At 51.1% G+C, this 16,554-nt stretch carries 10 protein-coding genes; 1 reads left to right on the top strand and 9 read right to left on the bottom strand.

Translation table 11 applies throughout. From position 1 onward, the window contains the following. Position 1: 1 nt before the first annotated feature. Positions 2 to 8,464 (top strand): hypothetical protein, encoded by an 8,463-nt coding sequence (locus C5F52_RS18610; RefSeq protein ID WP_146100120.1) that lies wholly within the window; start codon positions 2 to 4, stop codon positions 8,462 to 8,464. Between the two features lie 86 nt (positions 8,465 to 8,550). On the opposite strand, the gene C5F52_RS18605 is transcribed toward C5F52_RS18610, so the two are convergent. From C5F52_RS18605 to C5F52_RS18565, 9 genes are all read right to left on the bottom strand, one after another. Continuing rightward, entirely contained in the window at positions 8,551 to 9,978 is a 1,428-nt protein-coding gene (locus C5F52_RS18605) for a mannose-1-phosphate guanylyltransferase/mannose-6-phosphate isomerase (protein WP_104799854.1), read from the bottom strand. Positions 9,979 to 9,986: 8 nt separating this feature from the next. Beyond that, positions 9,987 to 10,922: a GDP-L-fucose synthase gene (locus C5F52_RS18600; RefSeq protein WP_104799853.1), complete on the bottom strand. Its 936-nt coding sequence runs from the start codon at positions 10,920 to 10,922 to the stop codon at positions 9,987 to 9,989. A 3-nt stretch (positions 10,923 to 10,925) separates the two neighbouring features. Continuing rightward, a complete protein-coding gene (gmd, locus tag C5F52_RS18595) occupies positions 10,926 to 12,056 on the bottom strand; it encodes a GDP-mannose 4,6-dehydratase (RefSeq protein WP_104799852.1) in 1,131 nt (376 codons plus the stop codon). A gap of 102 nt (positions 12,057 to 12,158) precedes the next feature. Further along, positions 12,159 to 12,875 (bottom strand): transaldolase, encoded by a 717-nt coding sequence (locus tag C5F52_RS18590; protein WP_104799851.1) that lies wholly within the window; start codon positions 12,873 to 12,875, stop codon positions 12,159 to 12,161. A 2-nt stretch (positions 12,876 to 12,877) separates the two neighbouring features. Then, entirely contained in the window at positions 12,878 to 13,414 is a 537-nt protein-coding gene (locus tag C5F52_RS18585) for an HAD-IIIA family hydrolase (RefSeq protein WP_104799850.1), read from the bottom strand. After that, positions 13,411 to 14,010, bottom strand: coding sequence for an SIS domain-containing protein (locus C5F52_RS18580; protein WP_104799849.1), 600 nt, complete (start codon positions 14,008 to 14,010; stop codon positions 13,411 to 13,413). The genes C5F52_RS18585 and C5F52_RS18580 overlap by 4 nt, the downstream gene beginning before the upstream one ends. Beyond that, entirely contained in the window at positions 14,007 to 14,714 is a 708-nt protein-coding gene (locus C5F52_RS18575; protein WP_104799848.1) for a sugar phosphate nucleotidyltransferase, read from the bottom strand. Before C5F52_RS18575 ends, C5F52_RS18580 begins: the two co-directional genes overlap by 4 nt. Continuing rightward, positions 14,711 to 15,694 carry a galactokinase gene (locus tag C5F52_RS18570; RefSeq protein ID WP_104799847.1) on the bottom strand — a complete coding sequence of 328 codons (984 nt, stop codon included), beginning with the start codon at positions 15,692 to 15,694 and terminating at the stop codon, positions 14,711 to 14,713. The genes C5F52_RS18575 and C5F52_RS18570 overlap by 4 nt, the downstream gene beginning before the upstream one ends. A 27-nt stretch (positions 15,695 to 15,721) precedes the next feature. Further along, on the bottom strand, positions 15,722 to 16,546 hold the full coding sequence (locus C5F52_RS18565) for a methyltransferase domain-containing protein (protein ID WP_104799846.1): 825 nt from the start codon (positions 16,544 to 16,546) through the stop codon (positions 15,722 to 15,724). Between the last annotated feature and the right edge of the window lie 8 nt (positions 16,547 to 16,554).

The following is a 16,554-nucleotide window of genomic DNA, read 5'->3' as shown; positions in this document are numbered from 1 at the left end:
TATGGCTACTACCCCAGTTTCTGCAGGATCTTCCCCGGTTTACACCCCGAGGATTACCGCATCTACATCCATTGATGACTGGACGTCGACCAAGATCAGCACCCTCACGTTGACCGAAGTCCGTGGGCTAACCAGCACGCAAGTCGCATCCATTCTGCCAAGCTCAATTGCTGGTTTGTCGGCCTCGCACATTGCAGCGTTGAGTACAGGGCAAATGGCTGCGCTCTCAAGCAACCAGATTGGTCAATTTTCTCAGACACAACTTGCGAAGGTTAGCAAGGCCCAAGTCTCTGCGATGAGCTTTGATCAACTCAATGGCATGTCTACAGGGCAAGTGCAAAAGTTATCTGCCGTTCAACTGTCAGGTATCAAGACTTCTGAAATTGGCAACGTCAAGACGGAGTCTTTGACGGCCATGTCAGTCAAGCAAATTCAAGCTTTGACGACCGACCAAATCATTGCCTTGATTGGTGACCAGCTTGGCGCTCTGGGCACCAGCCAGGTTTCTGCCATGAGTGTGGGGCAAATTGGAGCCATCGAGACCCGCGATCTGACGGGCATGAGCACGGGGCAAATTCGGGCCATGGGCGTGACTCAAGTGGCAGCCCTTAAAACTTCTCAGTTGAATGCGTTGACCACGTCACAACTACAAGCCTTGGAAGTAGGCGATATCGCCAAGCTCACGACAGCCCAGGTCGCGGCTTTTTCCAATACCCAAGTGTCTAGTTTGCTGACCTCACAAGTCAGCGCATTGACGCAGAAAAACGTGATTTCCATGTCGGCGTCACAAATTGGCGCCTTCAGCACCAACCAAGTGACGGCGCTTAGTGTGGCTTCCGTCGCAGGTATGTCTAATGCGCAAGTCAGTGGCATGAGCACAGGGCAGCTCCGAGCACTTGCAACGGGGCAAATCGCTTCCTTGAGCGCATCGGCACTCAACGCGCTTTCAACGGACAAGCTTACAAATTTAAAGACAGAGCAAGTGGCAGCGCTTTCTGGCGTTCAAATTAAAGCCTTGAGCGCTACCAATGTGGCAGCGCTGGGTACTGAGCAGGTCAGTGCTTTGACCAATTTGCAAGTCACGTCCTTGTCTACCGCTGCAATCAACGCGATGAGCACAGGGCAAATTTCACAGTTCAGCTCTACTGATTTACGGGCCCTCACAGTGGCTCAGCTCAATGCGGTAAGCACAACTTCCTTGGCCAGTCTGAGCAGCGCTAGCTTGCAATCGCTGACGGTCACACAATTTAAATCCTTGACAAACACGCAACTAGGTTCGCTCAGTAGCAGTCAAGCACAGTCGCTTAACAGCTCTCAATTGCAAAATTTGAGTGCGGCACAAATCACCAGCCTTGGAACCGCAAATGCAGCGGTGTTGTCGTCGACTCAAATTGCAAGTTTGACAGCAAGTCAGTTGAAGACTGTTTCTAGCACCATCATCGGAGCCTTGTCTTCGTCTGCGGTGGGTGCCTTGAATTCGACCAATGCCAAGGTTCTGACCAATACCCAACTGCAGAGCCTGTCCACCGCTGCCTCCGCCGCTTTGTCGGCCAGTTTCATCAATGCGCTGACAGCCACTCAAATAGCTGCGTTCAGCACCTCTCAAGTGCAAGCTTTGTCGACGGGAGTCATCGGCACGCTCAGTGTTGACACACTCAAGTCGTTCAGTACGGGTCAAGTGCAATCGCTTTCGAGTGATGCCCTCAATCAGCTGACCACCACTCAAGTCCGCACGTTGAGTTCTTCGCAATTGACGGCGATTAGCACGGGCAATTTGAATGCACTGAGCTCCACCAATCTGCAGGCGCTTTCCAGCACGCAAATGAGTTCTTTGAGCAGTGCAACGTTATCTGCTTTGACGACGGCCAACATTCAGTTGTTACAAACGCAGCAAGTCGCCTCGCTCACAACAGGCCAAATTGCCAGCCTGTCGACTACCAATCTGGCCGCTCTGAGTTCGACCCAAGTGAGTAAGCTCACGGACGATCAGGTGGGAGCCTTGAGCACCTCTTTTGTTCAGAACATGAGCTCTTCGCAGCTCAATGCTTTGACAACTTCGCAATTGGCCTACTTGACCAGTGATGCCATCACGGCGCTTTCCAGCGATCAAGTGCAGTCACTGAAGACCGACACCTTGGCGGCTTTGAGTGCGGGCCAAATCAAAGCGCTTGAAACACAAGATTTCCAAGCCCTTGGTACCAGCAAAATCACGGTGCTGACCGATGCTCAGATACGCAGTATGGCGACTGAAGATGTTGCTTCTTTGAGCACGGCTCAAATGGGTGTTTTGCAAAGCAACCAAGTGTCGGCGCTCTCTGCGGCTGGCATTACCAGTTTGAACTCTGGCCAGTTGTCAGCGTTGAGTAGTAGCAACGTGGCTTTTCTCACTAACTCTGCGATTGCAGCCATTGGCTCAGGTCAAGTGGCGGCGTTGACTTCTACCAAACTCAACCAAATCTCTGGCACAGCCTTGCAAGGCATGTCTACCAGCACCATCGCTGCATTAGATACGGCCCAAGTGGCTGGTCTGAGCACCACGTTGGTCAAGAAGCTCACGGGCGCACAGGTGCAGGTCTTGAGCTCTGCAGGGGTCGCCGCGATGGGCACCTCCGAACTGCAATTGCTCAATGGCGAGCAAATTGGTTCTTTGCAAAGCAGCCAAGTGTCTGCTTTGAGTTCAACCAAGTTCCAAGCACTCACCGACACGCAGCTTTCTAACCTCAGCACTGGTGCCGTAGCAGGGTTGGTTTCTTCGCAAGTCAATGCGTTGACTTCCACGCAGTTGGGTGCGTTGGGTGCCAACCAGTTCAAAGCGTTGTCGACTTCCGTAGTTGCCAACCTCAGCACTACCGATTTGATGGACGGGCTGACGCAAACTCAACTGCAAAGCATGACCACGGCGCAAGTTCAAGCGCTTGGTACAGGCCAAATTGATGATCTGAGTGTTGAACAACTGGGTTATTTGTCTGCCACCCAAGTGGGTGCTTTGACGACAGATGATGTCGCTGGTCTCAACACCAGTTTGGTTCAGGCCTTGTCCAGCGATCAATTGCGTGCTTTGAGTACGGGCGTTGTCGCGGCCTTGTCTACCTCGCAGGTACAAGCATTCACTCCAACAGAGTTGGGCGCCCTCACAACCTCTCAGACACAAGCATTAGGAACGGCTTCTCTGAGCGTTTTGGGCTCGAGCCAAGTGGCTGGTTTGTCTGTTGCTCAACTGAATAGCTTGAGCACTTCACAGTTTGAGTCGATCAGCACAGGTGGCTTGGCTGCTGTGGCGACCGCTACGCTGCAAGGCATTACCACTACGCAAATTGCTTCTCTCTCCACGGGTGCCATGGTGGCCCTGACCACGGAGCAGTTGTCCGCATTGACCAACTCGCAAGTTGGCGCATTGACGACCACTTCCATCAACGCCTTGTCTACCGCCAAAGTGGCAGGTTTGCAATCGTCTAGCATTGCCGCGTTGAGTACCACCCAGGTTGCTGCTTTGTCCACGGGTGTCGTCGCTCAATTGAGCTCTTCGCAGTCCAAAGCATTGAGCGCGACATTGATTGGTGCCATGAGCACTGGCCAAGTTGGCGCATTGAGCACAACAGTCATCAGCACACTCAGTGCTACACAATTTGACGCTCTTTCTACCTCTCAATTGGCGAGTTTGTCCACTGACCAAGCGAGTGCATTGACGGTGTCGCAAGTGTCAGGCCTGAGCACAGCACGACTTGCCGCATTGACCAGTTCACAAGTTGCCAAGATCAGCACTGCCGCAGTGGCACAAATGAGCGCAACGCAGGTGGGTTCGTTGAGCACAGATCAAGTGCAAGGCCTGACCTCTGGGCAGGTAAAGGCCTTGACAGTGGCACATATGGCCGTGTTGAACAACGACCAATTGCATGCACTGACCACGGCACAAGTGAACGCGATTGAGACCGCAGACTTGCGCGCCTTGAGCGCTACACAGTTACGCGAACTCTCCAGCACGCAACTGCAAGCCTTGGGCACCGAACAAATCCAATCACTTGAAAACGATGATCTGGTGGCCTTCAGCGCCATTCAGGTGTCGTCGTTCACCACGACACAAGTGCAAGCGATCAAGGGTTCTCAGGCGGGCGCGTTGAGCGTTACGCAGTTGGGTGGTATGACGACTGAGCAAACATCTGCACTGTCGACGGCCCTGATCAATGCATTGTCGGCAACTCAATTGGCGGCGTTTAGCACGGGGCAACTGAACGCCATCAGTAGCACCAACCTCCAGTCGGTCGCGGTCAGTGCAATGTCTGGGTTCACAACCACCCAACTGAGCGGCTTGTCCACCACCAATGTGGCGGGCTTGCAAACCGCGCAAATCAATGCCTTGAGCGCAGGTCAATTGGGCGCCTTGGGTACAGACCAGCTCAACGCCATGGGATCTGCACAGATCAATGCGCTGAGCGCAACGGCCTTGAGTGGCCTGTCCACCGCCACACTTCAGGGTGTTAAGACCGAGCACATCAGCACTTTGGCTAGCGCATCTGTGGTAGCTTTGGGTACAGCGCAAGTTAACGCCTTGACGTCAGGTCAAGCCGTCTCGCTCTCAAGCACCAGCTTACAAACCTTAAGCTCTTCACAACTGCGTGCCTTGGGCACCACGCAATTGCAATCGCTCACGGCGACCACGCAATTCAACAAGCTATCCAGCACCCAAGTGGCATCGCTGGGCACTTCGCAAGTACAAGCTTTGTCGACCGCACAGTTGGCCACCTTGTCGACCTCTGGGGTCAGCATTGCCAGCATGGGTACGGCACAAATCAATGCGCTGACCAGTACGCAGCTGCAGTCGCTCAGCGTGACTCAGTTGAATACGGTCGCAACTGGGCAAGTTCAAGCGCTGACGTCCGAACAAATTGGCGCAATTTTCAGTGACACCGAATTGCAGGGCGCTGCGACAGCCTTGGTGCCTAACCTCACCAATACTCAAGTGTCTACTTTGGCAACCTCGGTCATCAATGCGATGACGACTGACCAAGTGCGCGCCTTTAGCACCACTGAGATGACAGCGTTGACCGATTTGCAAGTTGCCGCTTTCAGCACCAGTCAGTTGAATAACCTCGAGTCTGCGGATGTGGTGGCTTTGTCAGGCCAGCAAGTGAGTAGTTTGAGTACCGACCAGTTGCGTGCCTTGTCGAGCACCTCCGTGGGTGTCTTGGAGCGTGACGATTTCAATGCCTTGTCTGCTGCACAAATTGCCAGCTTCACCACAGCACAAATCGTTGCTTTGACATCGACACAGATGGCAGGCATCAACGAATCCAAAGTGGGTACGTTGACCACTGACCAGGCGGCTGCCCTGTCGAGTAGCGCCTTGTCTGGACTGGGCGCCTCCCAAGTGGCAGCGTTATCAACGGGTCAATTGAATGCCATCAGCAGCACCAACGTGCGCTCCATCACCACCACGGCTGTGGCGGGTCTGACCACAAGTCAGATGAGTGGCTTGTCCACCACCAACGCCGCAGGTTTGAACACCTCACAGGTGAGCGTGCTGTCTTCGTCGCAATTGGGCGCTTTGAGCACCACGCAACTCAACACCATGGGGTCGGCCCAGATTAACGCTATCAACACGACCGCGTTGGCAACCTTGGCTACATCGACGGTGCAAGGTTTGAAAACCGACCACATCAGTGCCTTGGCGAGCAACTCTGTCAAAGCCTTGGGCACAGCTCAAGTGGCGGCGTTGTCTTCGGGTCAAGCCATGGCCTTGTCTGCAGGATCGTTGCAAACACTCAGCACGTCACAAGTCCAAGCCCTGGGTACCGCACAACTTGCTTCGTTGACGGCTACTACGCAGTTCAACCAGCTCACCAGCACTCAGTTGGCAACATTGACCACAGGCCAAATTCAGGCCATGGGCACAGACCAAGTCAACACGCTGAGCAATGGCAGTGTGGCTGCCTTGGGAACCGCGCAAGTCAACGCTTTGAGTACTGCTCAGTTGCAAGGCTTGGCCGCTGGTCGTGTGACAGCCATGAGCTCGACGCAAGTTCAAGCCATGAGTGCCGCGCAACTGGGTGGCTTAGCCACCTCACAAGTGGTCGAACTCGAAACGGCAGACATTGCCGCCTTGAGCGCCACGCAAATCAAGGGCTTTACCACAGCAGGCATTCGTGCACTGGGTACCGATGACATTCAAGCCTTGTCCGTCAACTTGGTAGAGAACTTGACCACTGCTCAAGTGGAAGCCCTGGAAACCTCTGACATCACCACTTTGTCGGCAACGCAGTTTGATGCCTTGTCGGCAGGCCAAGTGTCTGCTCTGACCACCGCCAACGTGGCTGTGCTGGGTACACACCAACTCACGGTGATGAACCTCGATCCATTGAAGGCGTTCACCACGGCACAGGTACAAGCCTTGTCGACAGCGAACATCAATATTTTGAATGGCGATCAAGTGGGCGCGTTGACCACATCGCAGATCAATGCGTTGACCACATCTCAAGTCAGCAAGATCTCGGTGGGTTCTTTTGCCTCGGTGTCTACCGCACAAATCGCAGCGTTGGACACCAACCAAGTGTCCACACTCAGCACGGCACAGATTGCCAATTTGTCGTCCACACAGTTACGTAGCTTGAGCGATTCACAACTGCAAAGCTTAGTGGCAACGAGCCAGTTGCAAGCCATCACCGGAACACAGCTGCAATCGATGACCACCAGTGCTGTGGCAAGTTTGTTGACCAGCCAAGTCAACCAACTCACCAGCGCACAAGTGCAAGCTTTGACAACTGGCGAAGTGGCCGCCTTGGGTACCGCCCAAGTTGCTGCACTGACCACCACCCAATTGGTGGTGATGGAAAACGCCGATGTTGCAGCCTTGAGCACCGCTCAACTCAACGCCATTGCCGCGGCAGACTTGGCCACCTTGACGACCGATCAGCTGCGCGCCTTGACGACCGATCAAGCCGCAGGCTTGAGCACCGCTCAGCTCAACGCGCTCAGCTCAACCAAGTTGAACAGCCTTGAGACCGCTGACTTCGCTGCCTTGACGACCACGCAAGTGGCTGCCATTGCCGATGCGCGCATCGATGACTTGAGCACCGCGTTGATCCAAGCCTTGACGGCTGATCAAGTGGCTGGTTTGGGCACCTCTCAGGTCAGCAGCTTGACCAGTGCACAACTGGTGGCTATGGAGACCACCGATGTGGCGGCCTTGACCTCGAACCAAGTGTTGCAAATCAGTGATGTCAACATTGCCAAGTTGGGTACAGCCCAAACTCGTGTCCTGTCTCGCGACGTGATTGGTGGTTTGACGACTGCCAAACTGGATGCTTTGACCACCTCGCAAGTGGCCGCTTTGAGCAACGACCAAATCAACGCTCTGAGCACCGCCAACATCCAGTCTTTGGCAACCGACAACTTGCAAGCCTTGACTGCGACACAGCTGCAAGGTATGACGACCACTCAGCTCCAGTCCTTGAGCACCACGCAAGTGACGCAATTGAGTACAGGGCAGATCAGCGAGTTGACCAACACGGTTGTGTCCGGTTTGTCTACGGGGCAGGTGGGCGCTTTGACCACGAACCAAGTCAAGCTCCTAAGTAACGCGGTGATCAACACCTTGTCCACCACCAACTTGACTGCGATGGGAACGTCGCAAGTCAACGCCTTGACCAACGGGCAGGTCCGGGTCATGACCACAGGTCAAGTCTTGGCTTTGGGAACCACCCAAGTGACAGCATTGACCAGTGACCAAATCGGCGCGCTCAGTGCGGCCAACGTGGCGGCAATGTCTACGGGCATGGTCAACTTGCTGAGTTCGACACAGGTGCAAGGCTTGAGCTTGTCTGTTGTGCCAGGCATCACCACCGATAAAGTGGCTGCCCTTTCATCCTCCGCTATCGCAGGCTTGACCGGTGCGCAAATCACCGCTTTGACCACCGCGCAAGTGGATGCGTTGAACACCGCCGCTATTCCTGCGCTCAGCAGCAGCCAACTGCAGGCCTTGGAAACGGCTGACTTTGCGGCCTTGTCGTCGACCAAGATTGCATCGCTCACGACCAGCCAGTTGCCAACGCTGGAAGCGCGTGATGTGGCCGTGTTGAGCTCGACACAAGTCAATGCCTTGAGCAGCGCTCAACTCAACAGCTTGGGCTCTGATTTGATTCAGTCTCTGTCGACCTCGGCCTTGAATGGCTTGGCCACCGACAAGCTCAACACTTTGAGCACTGCACAAATCGGTGCCATCAGCACGGGTAGTTTGCAGGCTTTGAGCTCAACGCAAATTGGTGCCTTGACGACTGGCCAGTTGGCCGCATTGTCAACCGCTGGTTTGCAGGCTCTGACGACTGGCCAAGTGGCTGGTTTGACGACCACGCAGATCCCGACCTTGACCGTTGCGAAGCTTGTAGCTTTGGGTAGCGACATCAATGCGTTCACAACCACTCAGATTGGGTCGCTGACAACGACACAAGTGGCTGGTTTGGTGACGCGTTAAGCAAAAAAATGACTGAGTAGGGTGTTCTGTCCTACTCAGTCATTGATGCGGTGAGATTGAAAAGTGAGGGCGTTTGTTTGCAGCGTTTAGATGCGCCCATACAAATCTTCAAACCGCACAATGTCGTCCTCACCCAGGTACGAACCCGACTGCACCTCGATCAAATGCAGCGGCACTTTGCCTGGGTTTTCTAGCGCGTGCGTCATGCCCACGGGGATGTAGACCGATTCGTTTTCTGTCACCAGCTTGGTCTCTTCGCCCAAGCGCACCAGCGCCGTGCCCGACACCACCACCCAATGCTCGGCGCGGTGGTGGTGCATTTGCAGCGACAACTTCGCGCCTGGCTTCACCTTGATGCGCTTGACCTGAAAACGCCCACCGCTATCTACGCTGTCGTAGCTGCCCCACGGTCTGAACACCTCGCGGTGTTGGTCTACCTCGGGGCGCTTTTGCGCTTTCAGGCGGTCCACCACTTTCTTCACGTCTTGCGCTTTGTCTTTGTGGGCCACCAGCACCGCGTCTGAGGTTTCGACCACCACCAAATCTTCCACGCCAATCAGCGCGACCAAGCGGCTGTCGGCATGCACGTAGCTGTTCTTGGCACCTTCCAAGAGCACATCGCCCCGCGTGGCGTTGCCTTGGGCGTCTTGCGGCAACACCTGCCACACAGCAGACCATGCGCCCACATCGTTCCAGCCTGCATCTAGCGGCACAACCACGGCTTTGCTGGTTTTCTCCATCACCGCGTAGTCCACGCTGTCGCTGGGGCTGCTGGCAAACGCTTCTTTGTCCAAGCGCACAAACTCAAGGTCTTTCTGTGCGTTGTTCCATGCGCCTAGGCAGGCTTGCAGCATGGCGGGGTTGGCCTCGCCCAACTCCTCTAAAAACACCGACGCCCTGAACATGAACATGCCGCTGTTCCAGGTGTAGCTGCCGTCTTTCAAGTAGGCCTGCGCCGTGGCGAGATCGGGCTTCTCGACAAACTGCTGCACCGGCACAGCTGCATTCGCATCCAACGGCAAACTGGCTTTGACGTAGCCATAACCCGTCTCGGGGTGCGTGGGCACAATGCCAAACGTCACCAGCGCGCCCGCCTCTGCCGCCTTCAGCCCCACCCGCACCGCGTGGTGAAACGCAGGCACATCGGCAAACGTGTGGTCCGACGGCAGCACCAGCAGCACGGGGTCGGCCCCAGTGGCCAGGGCCGCCAACGCCGCCACCGCGATGGCTGGCGCCGTGTTACGCGCCACAGGCTCTAGCAAGATGCTGTGCGGCGTCACCCCCGCCTCGCGGCACTGCTCGCCCACCAAAAAGCGATGGTCGTTGTTGGCCACCACGATGGGGCGCATCACGTCGGCAGTAATGCCTTGCAAGCGCTGCAATGTCAGCTGAAACAGTGACGCGTCTTCGGTCACGCCTAAGAATTGTTTGGGGCGCAATGAGCGAGAAAGTGGCCACAAGCGCGAGCCGCTTCCACCAGACAACACCACTGGAACTAATCTCGGAACCGTCATACAGTGCCTTATGCTTGAGCGTGGTTTTTCAAAAAATCTTGATAGGCTAACTTGATGCCATCAGCCAACGCCACCTTGGCTCGCCATCCCTGAGCGGCGGCGGCTGACACGTCTAGCAACTTGCGCGGCGTGCCGTCGGGCTTGGCGCTGTCAAACACAATGCGGCCCTCAAAGCCCACCACCTGCATCACCTGCTCGGCCAGTTCGCGGATGGTCACATCCACGCCCGTGCCAATGTTGAGCAAGGGGCCGTGGTAGCCCGCTGTCATCAGTTGCACGCAGGCGTCGGCCAAATCGTCCACATACAAAAACTCGCGCATGGGGTTCCCGCTGCCCCACACCACATATTCGGCGTCACCGCGCAGCTTGGCTTCGTGCGCTTTGCGAATCAGCGCGGGCAACACATGGCTGTTTTGCAGGTCGTAGTTGTCGCCGGGGCCGTAGAGGTTGGTCGGCATCACGCTGGTGTAGCGCGTGCCATATTGGGCGTTGAAGCTCTCGCACAGCTTGATGCCTGCAATCTTGGCCAAGGCATAGGGCTCGTTGGTTTGCTCTAAAGGCCCCGTCAACAAATATTCTTCTTTGATCGGCTGCGGGCAGTCGCGTGGGTAAATGCAGCTAGAGCCCAAAAACATCAGGTCATTGATGCCTGCCGCATACGCCCCCTGAATCAGGTTGGCCTCCATCATCAGGTTTTGGTAGATGAAGTCGGCGCGGTAAGTGTTGTTGGCGTGAATGCCGCCTACCTTGGCTGCCGCGATAAACAGGTAGTCGGGCTTTTCGGTTTTGAGAAAAGCCTCCACCTCTACTTGCCGCGTCAGGTCTAGCTCGGCGTGCGTGCGGGTGATGATGTGTTGGTAACCATCCGCCTGCAAGCGGCGCACGATGGCTGAGCCCACCATCCCACGGTGGCCGGCTACATAAATCTTGGCATCCAAGTTCATGGCTTAGTGCTCAATGCCTACAGATACGTTGAAACCGTGTTTCTTGAGCAAGGCATGCTGTTTGGCTTTGCTCAAGTCGTTGGCTACCATCTCTTTGACCATCTCATCGAGCGTAATTTCTGGCACCCAGCCTAGGTCAGCCTTGGCTTTGCTCGGGTCACCCTGAAGGGTTTCCACCTCGGTCGGACGGAAGTAGCGGGGGTCAACCCGCACTACCACTTGACCCACAGTCAAACCTGGCGCGTCGGAGCCTTCAATCTTGGCCACGGTGGCGACTTCGTTCACGCCTTCGCCTTTAAAGGCGAGGGTGACGCCCAATTCAGTCGCAGTTTTTGTAATGAACTGACGCACCGAATATTGAACACCGGTGGCAATGACGTAGTCTTGGGGTGTGTCTTGCTGCAACATCATCCATTGCATGCGCACATAATCTTTGGCATGGCCCCAGTCGCGCAGCGCGTCCATATTGCCCATGTAAAGGCAACTGTCTAGGCCCTGCGCAATATTGGCCATGCCGCGGGTAATTTTGCGGGTCACAAACGTTTCGCCACGGCGCGGGCTCTCGTGGTTAAACAAAATACCGTTGCAGGCATACATGCCATAGGCCTCGCGGTAGTTCACCGTGATCCAGTAGGCATAGAGCTTGGCCACCGCATAAGGGCTGCGTGGGTAGAAGGGGGTGGTTTCCCTTTGCGGCTTTTCTTGCACCAAGCCATACAGCTCAGAGGTGGAGGCTTGGTAAAAGCGTGTTTTCTTTTCTAACCCCAAAAAGCGAATGGCTTCGAGCAAACGCAGCGTGCCCATGCCGTCCACATCGGCGGTGTATTCGGGGGCCTCAAACGACACCGCCACATGGCTTTGAGCGCCTAGGTTGTAAATCTCGTCAGGCTGCACCTGTTGAATGATGCGGGTGAGGTTGCTACTGTCCGACAAATCACCGTAGTGCAGATGCAGGTTTTTGTTGTTGGCATGCGGGTCTTGGTAGATGTGGTCAATACGATCGGTATTGAACAACGATGCACGACGCTTGATGCCATGAACGATGTAGCCTTTTTCTAAAAGGAACTCGGCGAGGTAGGAGCCGTCTTGGCCGGTGATGCCGGTGATGAGGGCTACCTTCTTAGCAATGGTCATGATTAAAATCTTTCGAATTGATTTATAAACTGTAGTTGACTTGGTTACATGTCCACATGTCAAACAATTTGCTCGCTAAGCGGCCCTCGAAAAACACCAAAATTAAAGTGAGAAATTGGCCGCTAAGGCATCAGCATAAAACATTTTGACTGTATCCAATGAATAAGTATCAAGATCATAGTCAATCAGATCAATCTTTTTCAAAATATCATTCGTGACGGTGATGACGTGGCAGCCAATTTGATCTGCATGATAGATATTTAATAATTCCCTTGGACTTGCCCAAATGAGTTCAGCGGCGGGCGCTAATTTTAAAATTTCTACTGATGCGGCCATTAATGGCAAAGGATCGCGTCCTGTATCTGCAATTCGACCTGCAAAGACAGAAACATAGCTAGGTACGTTTGGATCTAAAGCAGAAACGACATCACGAACCTGTGACAAGGTCATGATCGCAGTGACGTTAACTTTCACGCCTTGGGTTGATAGTTTATGCACCAACTCATAGCAGGGCTGCTGCTTTGTGTTGGTAACTGGAATTTTGACGTAAACATTTTCGCCCCAGCTTGCGATCTCAAGTGCTTGTCGTTCCATTTCAGCGAAATCATCCGAAAAGACTTCGAAAGATAAGGGTTTATCGTTAATTGTGTTGAGAATATCTTTACAAAAAGCTCGGTAATCTGTAATTCCCGCTTTTTTCATTAAAGTAGGGTTGGTGGTCAATCCGTGAATAAATGGCTTTGAATACATTTCTAGCATGCCAGACTTGTCAGCGCCATCAGCAAAGATTTTTACTTTCAATTCATTAATTTTCTTCATGATCAACTCCTTTGGAAATTTAAAATAATATCTGTTGCCTCGTTGAGGCTCTTGACAATGTGGTTAGGTGATGATGGTTGGGTCTCAAGGTACCCATAGTCAATAAAAAAGGTATGACAACCCGCGCTCTGGCCTGCTTCAATATCACGCCAGCGGTCACCGATCATGAAACTATTCGTTAAATCAATTTCAAATTCAATGGCAGCAGACAAAATAGCGCCTGCTTTAGGTTTTCTGCAGTCGCAATTGTCTTGGCTGTCATGAAAACAGCTTCGAATGTTGTCAATAGGTAAAGTTTTCAACATATGTTTGTGAATCAATTCAACGGTTTCACGCTTCATGGTTCCTCTTGCGACATCTGGTTGGTTGGTGATCACAATGAGTTTGTAATTTGCGGACTTTAGTTTATATAGTGCTTCAGGCACACCATGCAGAATTTCTAATTCATCTAAAGAAGCAGGTGGGTACGGCTTTCCATCGCGAACGATGGCGCGATTAATTACACCATCACGATCTAAAAAAACCGCACGATTTTTCATTTGACAGTCGATTCCCATTTTGTAGTATGGGCCTTGAGTTTAGGGTGAGATACCAACAAGTGCCAAATCACCGCTTGAAAAGCTTCTGAATGTGGTGTGATGGTGTCTGGATTCACGGTAGGAACTACAACGCATGCGTTTGCAACTTGTGCTGTGTAGCCGCCATCTCGGCCAACAATACCAGTGATTTTTGCGCCAACTGTTTTTGCATATTTGAGCGCTTCAACCAAGTTGGGACTGATATTTTTATCTAAATTACCACCACCGACCGAAAGGACAAATAGAACATCAGTAGGTTTTAATTTGCTAGTTTTAAGCCATTCAACAAAAACTGTCGCCCAACCTTCATCATTTGTACGTGCTGTTAATTCGGAAACATTGTCGGTTGGTGCATAAGATTCAATGCCAGCAATTTTTCGGAAATCATTGACAGCATGGGAGCAATTACCAGCACTGCCGCCAACCCCCAAAAAGAAAATTCGTCCTCCATCAGATTTGACATCATGCAAAAGGGAAGCCATCTTTTCAATTGAGTCTTGATCAATCTTTTGAATGATCTCAATGGCTTCGTTTAAGTGTTGTTTTGCGTAACTCATGGTTTACCTTTCAGTTCAAAAAATTTTTGTGTTTCTTCAAGACCAATTTGCGAGCCGATTTCAAAGAACCGATCTTTAACTTCAAGGCCAGCAAGATTTTTGGTCACCGATAAATGATGGTAAAGGTCTGATAAATCAAATGCATCAGATTTAGAATATTCATTGATGCAGCTTGCACTCATAATACTCAAGCCATAATCAATGTAATCCATGTCTGAGTGACATTTTAATTTGTTGTACTCAATGAGTTCATGATTTTTGAAAATTACATTACTCTTATCCCAGCGATTTTCATTTTTTAAAATGGTCATCAACGCAGGTTTATTTTGATTAAAGAATTCAGCCTCTACAGATTTATAGTCAATTGGTAAAAAAGAGTCGCCATATAAAATCATAAAAGCCTTATCCAGGTATGGAAGTGCGCGTTTGATAGAACCACCCGTACCAAGCAATGTCGATCCATCAAACGAGTAACTTACATTCAATCCAAAGTCTCTTCCATCACCTACAGACGCCTCAATAAGCTCGCCCAAATGTCCAACGCAGAGTACAACTTCTTTGGCGCCTTGCTGCATCAAATATTCAAGTTGCCAGTGAATAAATGGTTTACCCGCCACATTGAGCAAGGCTTTGGGAGTAGATTGAGTCAAAGGCATCATGCGCGTAGCAAGTCCACCAGCAAGAATTGCAATGGGAAGTTTCATGATGTCAAAACAATTTTTGTGCCTTCAAAGTCAAATTTGAATCGCACTTCATCCAAACCCGCATTCATCATGGCTTGACGCAACTTAGTGCGGTCATCTGCCAGAAACATTAAAAAACCACCACCACCAGCGCCGACTAGCTTCCCGCCAATGGCGCCATTGCGCATAGCCAACTTGTACCAGTCGTCAATTTGAGAATTACTCATTCCGCCAGAACGTCTTTTTTTATGTTCCCAATGTTCGTGCATTAACTCACCAAAAAGGGCTGTGTTACCTGATTCCAAAGCATCCTTACTGCGATAACCAATTTCTTTTACATAATGTAAATTAGCAAGCATGTCCTTGTCATTCACCAATGTTTTGGTATTTTGGTCATTCAAAATGCCACCGGCGCTTCTAGAGAATCCTGTGAAAAAAATCAACAAGTTATCTTCTAATTCAAACAATGTTGAGGTGCTAATCTTTAAGGGCACAGTGGTAACCCTATCATCTTTATGGAAGGTGTAGCACGTGATTCCGCCACATGCTGCGGCATATTGGTCTTGTTTACCAATTGGCTCTTGAAGTCGATTGATCTCAATTTCGCAAGCTAGTGCAGCTAACTCTTCTTGATGTAGATGCTGCCGTTTGTGTGCATATAGAGATTTCAGCAGAGCGGTTGTGAAACTACCTGAAGATCCTAAACCTGTACCAGCAGGAATATCTGCCAGAGATGTGATTTCGATTTGCGGTGTATTGAGTTCAAGTAGTTTAAGTGTTTCGCGAATTATTGGATGCTTTACTTCGTCTACTTGTTTAGCCTTTTCAATTTGAGAGTATTTGAGATAAATACCTTTTGAGAACGGCCGCATGACTGTGACATATACATACTTGTCAATGGTTGCAGCAATTAGAAATCCTTCATGCTCGCGGTAATAGGAGGGCAGGTCTGTACCGCCTCCGCCAAGGCTCAGTCGAAGAGGGCTACGCGAAATAATCATAAGATGCTCTCAGTAATATTCAAAAAATTACTTATGTAGCAACGCAAGCATCCCATTGTGGGAGAAATCTTGGTCACCATATTTTTTAATTAGTGCCTCTTGAATCATATTTGGAATTTCCATCGGGAAAAGTGGGTGAATATCTTTCTTCTGAAATTTAGATCTCTCAATAACATCTGTATAATCTTTGAAGAAATATCGATTTATGTGATTGGACTGAAAAATATAGTAAACAACCTCTTGGGCAAATTTCCTATCAAATTTACTTACTAATAAATCATAAATTTCCATTGGCCGCATTAATAAATGCCCCCAAGGTGGAATAGGATTGTTTGAAAAGTTAAATTTTTCACCATTTTCAGTGTAGGAATTAGGCAGATGATGGCCATCGTGTGCAGACCAAATAGGTGAGAATAATGAGAAAAGTTTGCCATTTACTTTTAGGCATTTGTACATTTGATCTAATGCCGCTGGAAGCTTATGAATGTGCTCAAAAGTAGCTATAGAAAAAACTATATCGAATTCTTGATAAAATGATTGTGGTATGTCCTCAATGCTGCCAGTAAGAATTTGATAATTGCCTATTGAGTCATAATTAGAAAATTGTATAGATTGAGTCGACGTTGTAGGGTTTGCTGCTTGTATTTCTTGCCAGTAGTCTAGTTGTTCAATGCCTACCCATTGGCTTGCTTGCAGTTCTCCAATAACTAAATCACGAGGCAAGCTACCGCCAACCTCTAGAACTTTCTTGTTTCTAAAATCAAGCAGCTCATTTGCTTTTAGCAAAAAAGGGACATGATAATTCGGTAAATTATATTTATTTTTAAGTTCTGATTCGGTTAATATGGGCATGATATTTC

The organism is Limnohabitans sp. TS-CS-82, from assembly GCF_002943475.1.
Note: the sequence above shows the minus strand (reverse complement) of the source record. Positions and strands in the feature narration are given on the sequence as shown.

Excerpts from the sequence above, each read along its gene's own strand:
- C5F52_RS18610 (WP_146100120.1), top strand. The coding sequence starts at position 2 with ATGGCTACTACCCCAGTTTCTGCAGGATCTTCCCCGGTTTACACCCCG.
- C5F52_RS18605 (WP_104799854.1), bottom strand. The coding sequence starts at position 9,978 with ATGACGGTTCCGAGATTAGTTCCAGTGGTGTTGTCTGGTGGAAGCGGC.
- C5F52_RS18600 (WP_104799853.1), bottom strand. The coding sequence starts at position 10,922 with ATGAACTTGGATGCCAAGATTTATGTAGCCGGCCACCGTGGGATGGTG.
- gmd (WP_104799852.1), bottom strand. The coding sequence starts at position 12,056 with ATGACCATTGCTAAGAAGGTAGCCCTCATCACCGGCATCACCGGCCAA.
- C5F52_RS18590 (WP_104799851.1), bottom strand. The coding sequence starts at position 12,875 with ATGAAGAAAATTAATGAATTGAAAGTAAAAATCTTTGCTGATGGCGCT.
- C5F52_RS18585 (WP_104799850.1), bottom strand. The coding sequence starts at position 13,414 with ATGAAAAATCGTGCGGTTTTTTTAGATCGTGATGGTGTAATTAATCGC.
- C5F52_RS18580 (WP_104799849.1), bottom strand. The coding sequence starts at position 14,010 with ATGAGTTACGCAAAACAACACTTAAACGAAGCCATTGAGATCATTCAA.
- C5F52_RS18575 (WP_104799848.1), bottom strand. The coding sequence starts at position 14,714 with ATGAAACTTCCCATTGCAATTCTTGCTGGTGGACTTGCTACGCGCATG.
- C5F52_RS18570 (WP_104799847.1), bottom strand. The coding sequence starts at position 15,694 with ATGATTATTTCGCGTAGCCCTCTTCGACTGAGCCTTGGCGGAGGCGGT.
- C5F52_RS18565 (WP_104799846.1), bottom strand. The coding sequence starts at position 16,546 with ATGCCCATATTAACCGAATCAGAACTTAAAAATAAATATAATTTACCG.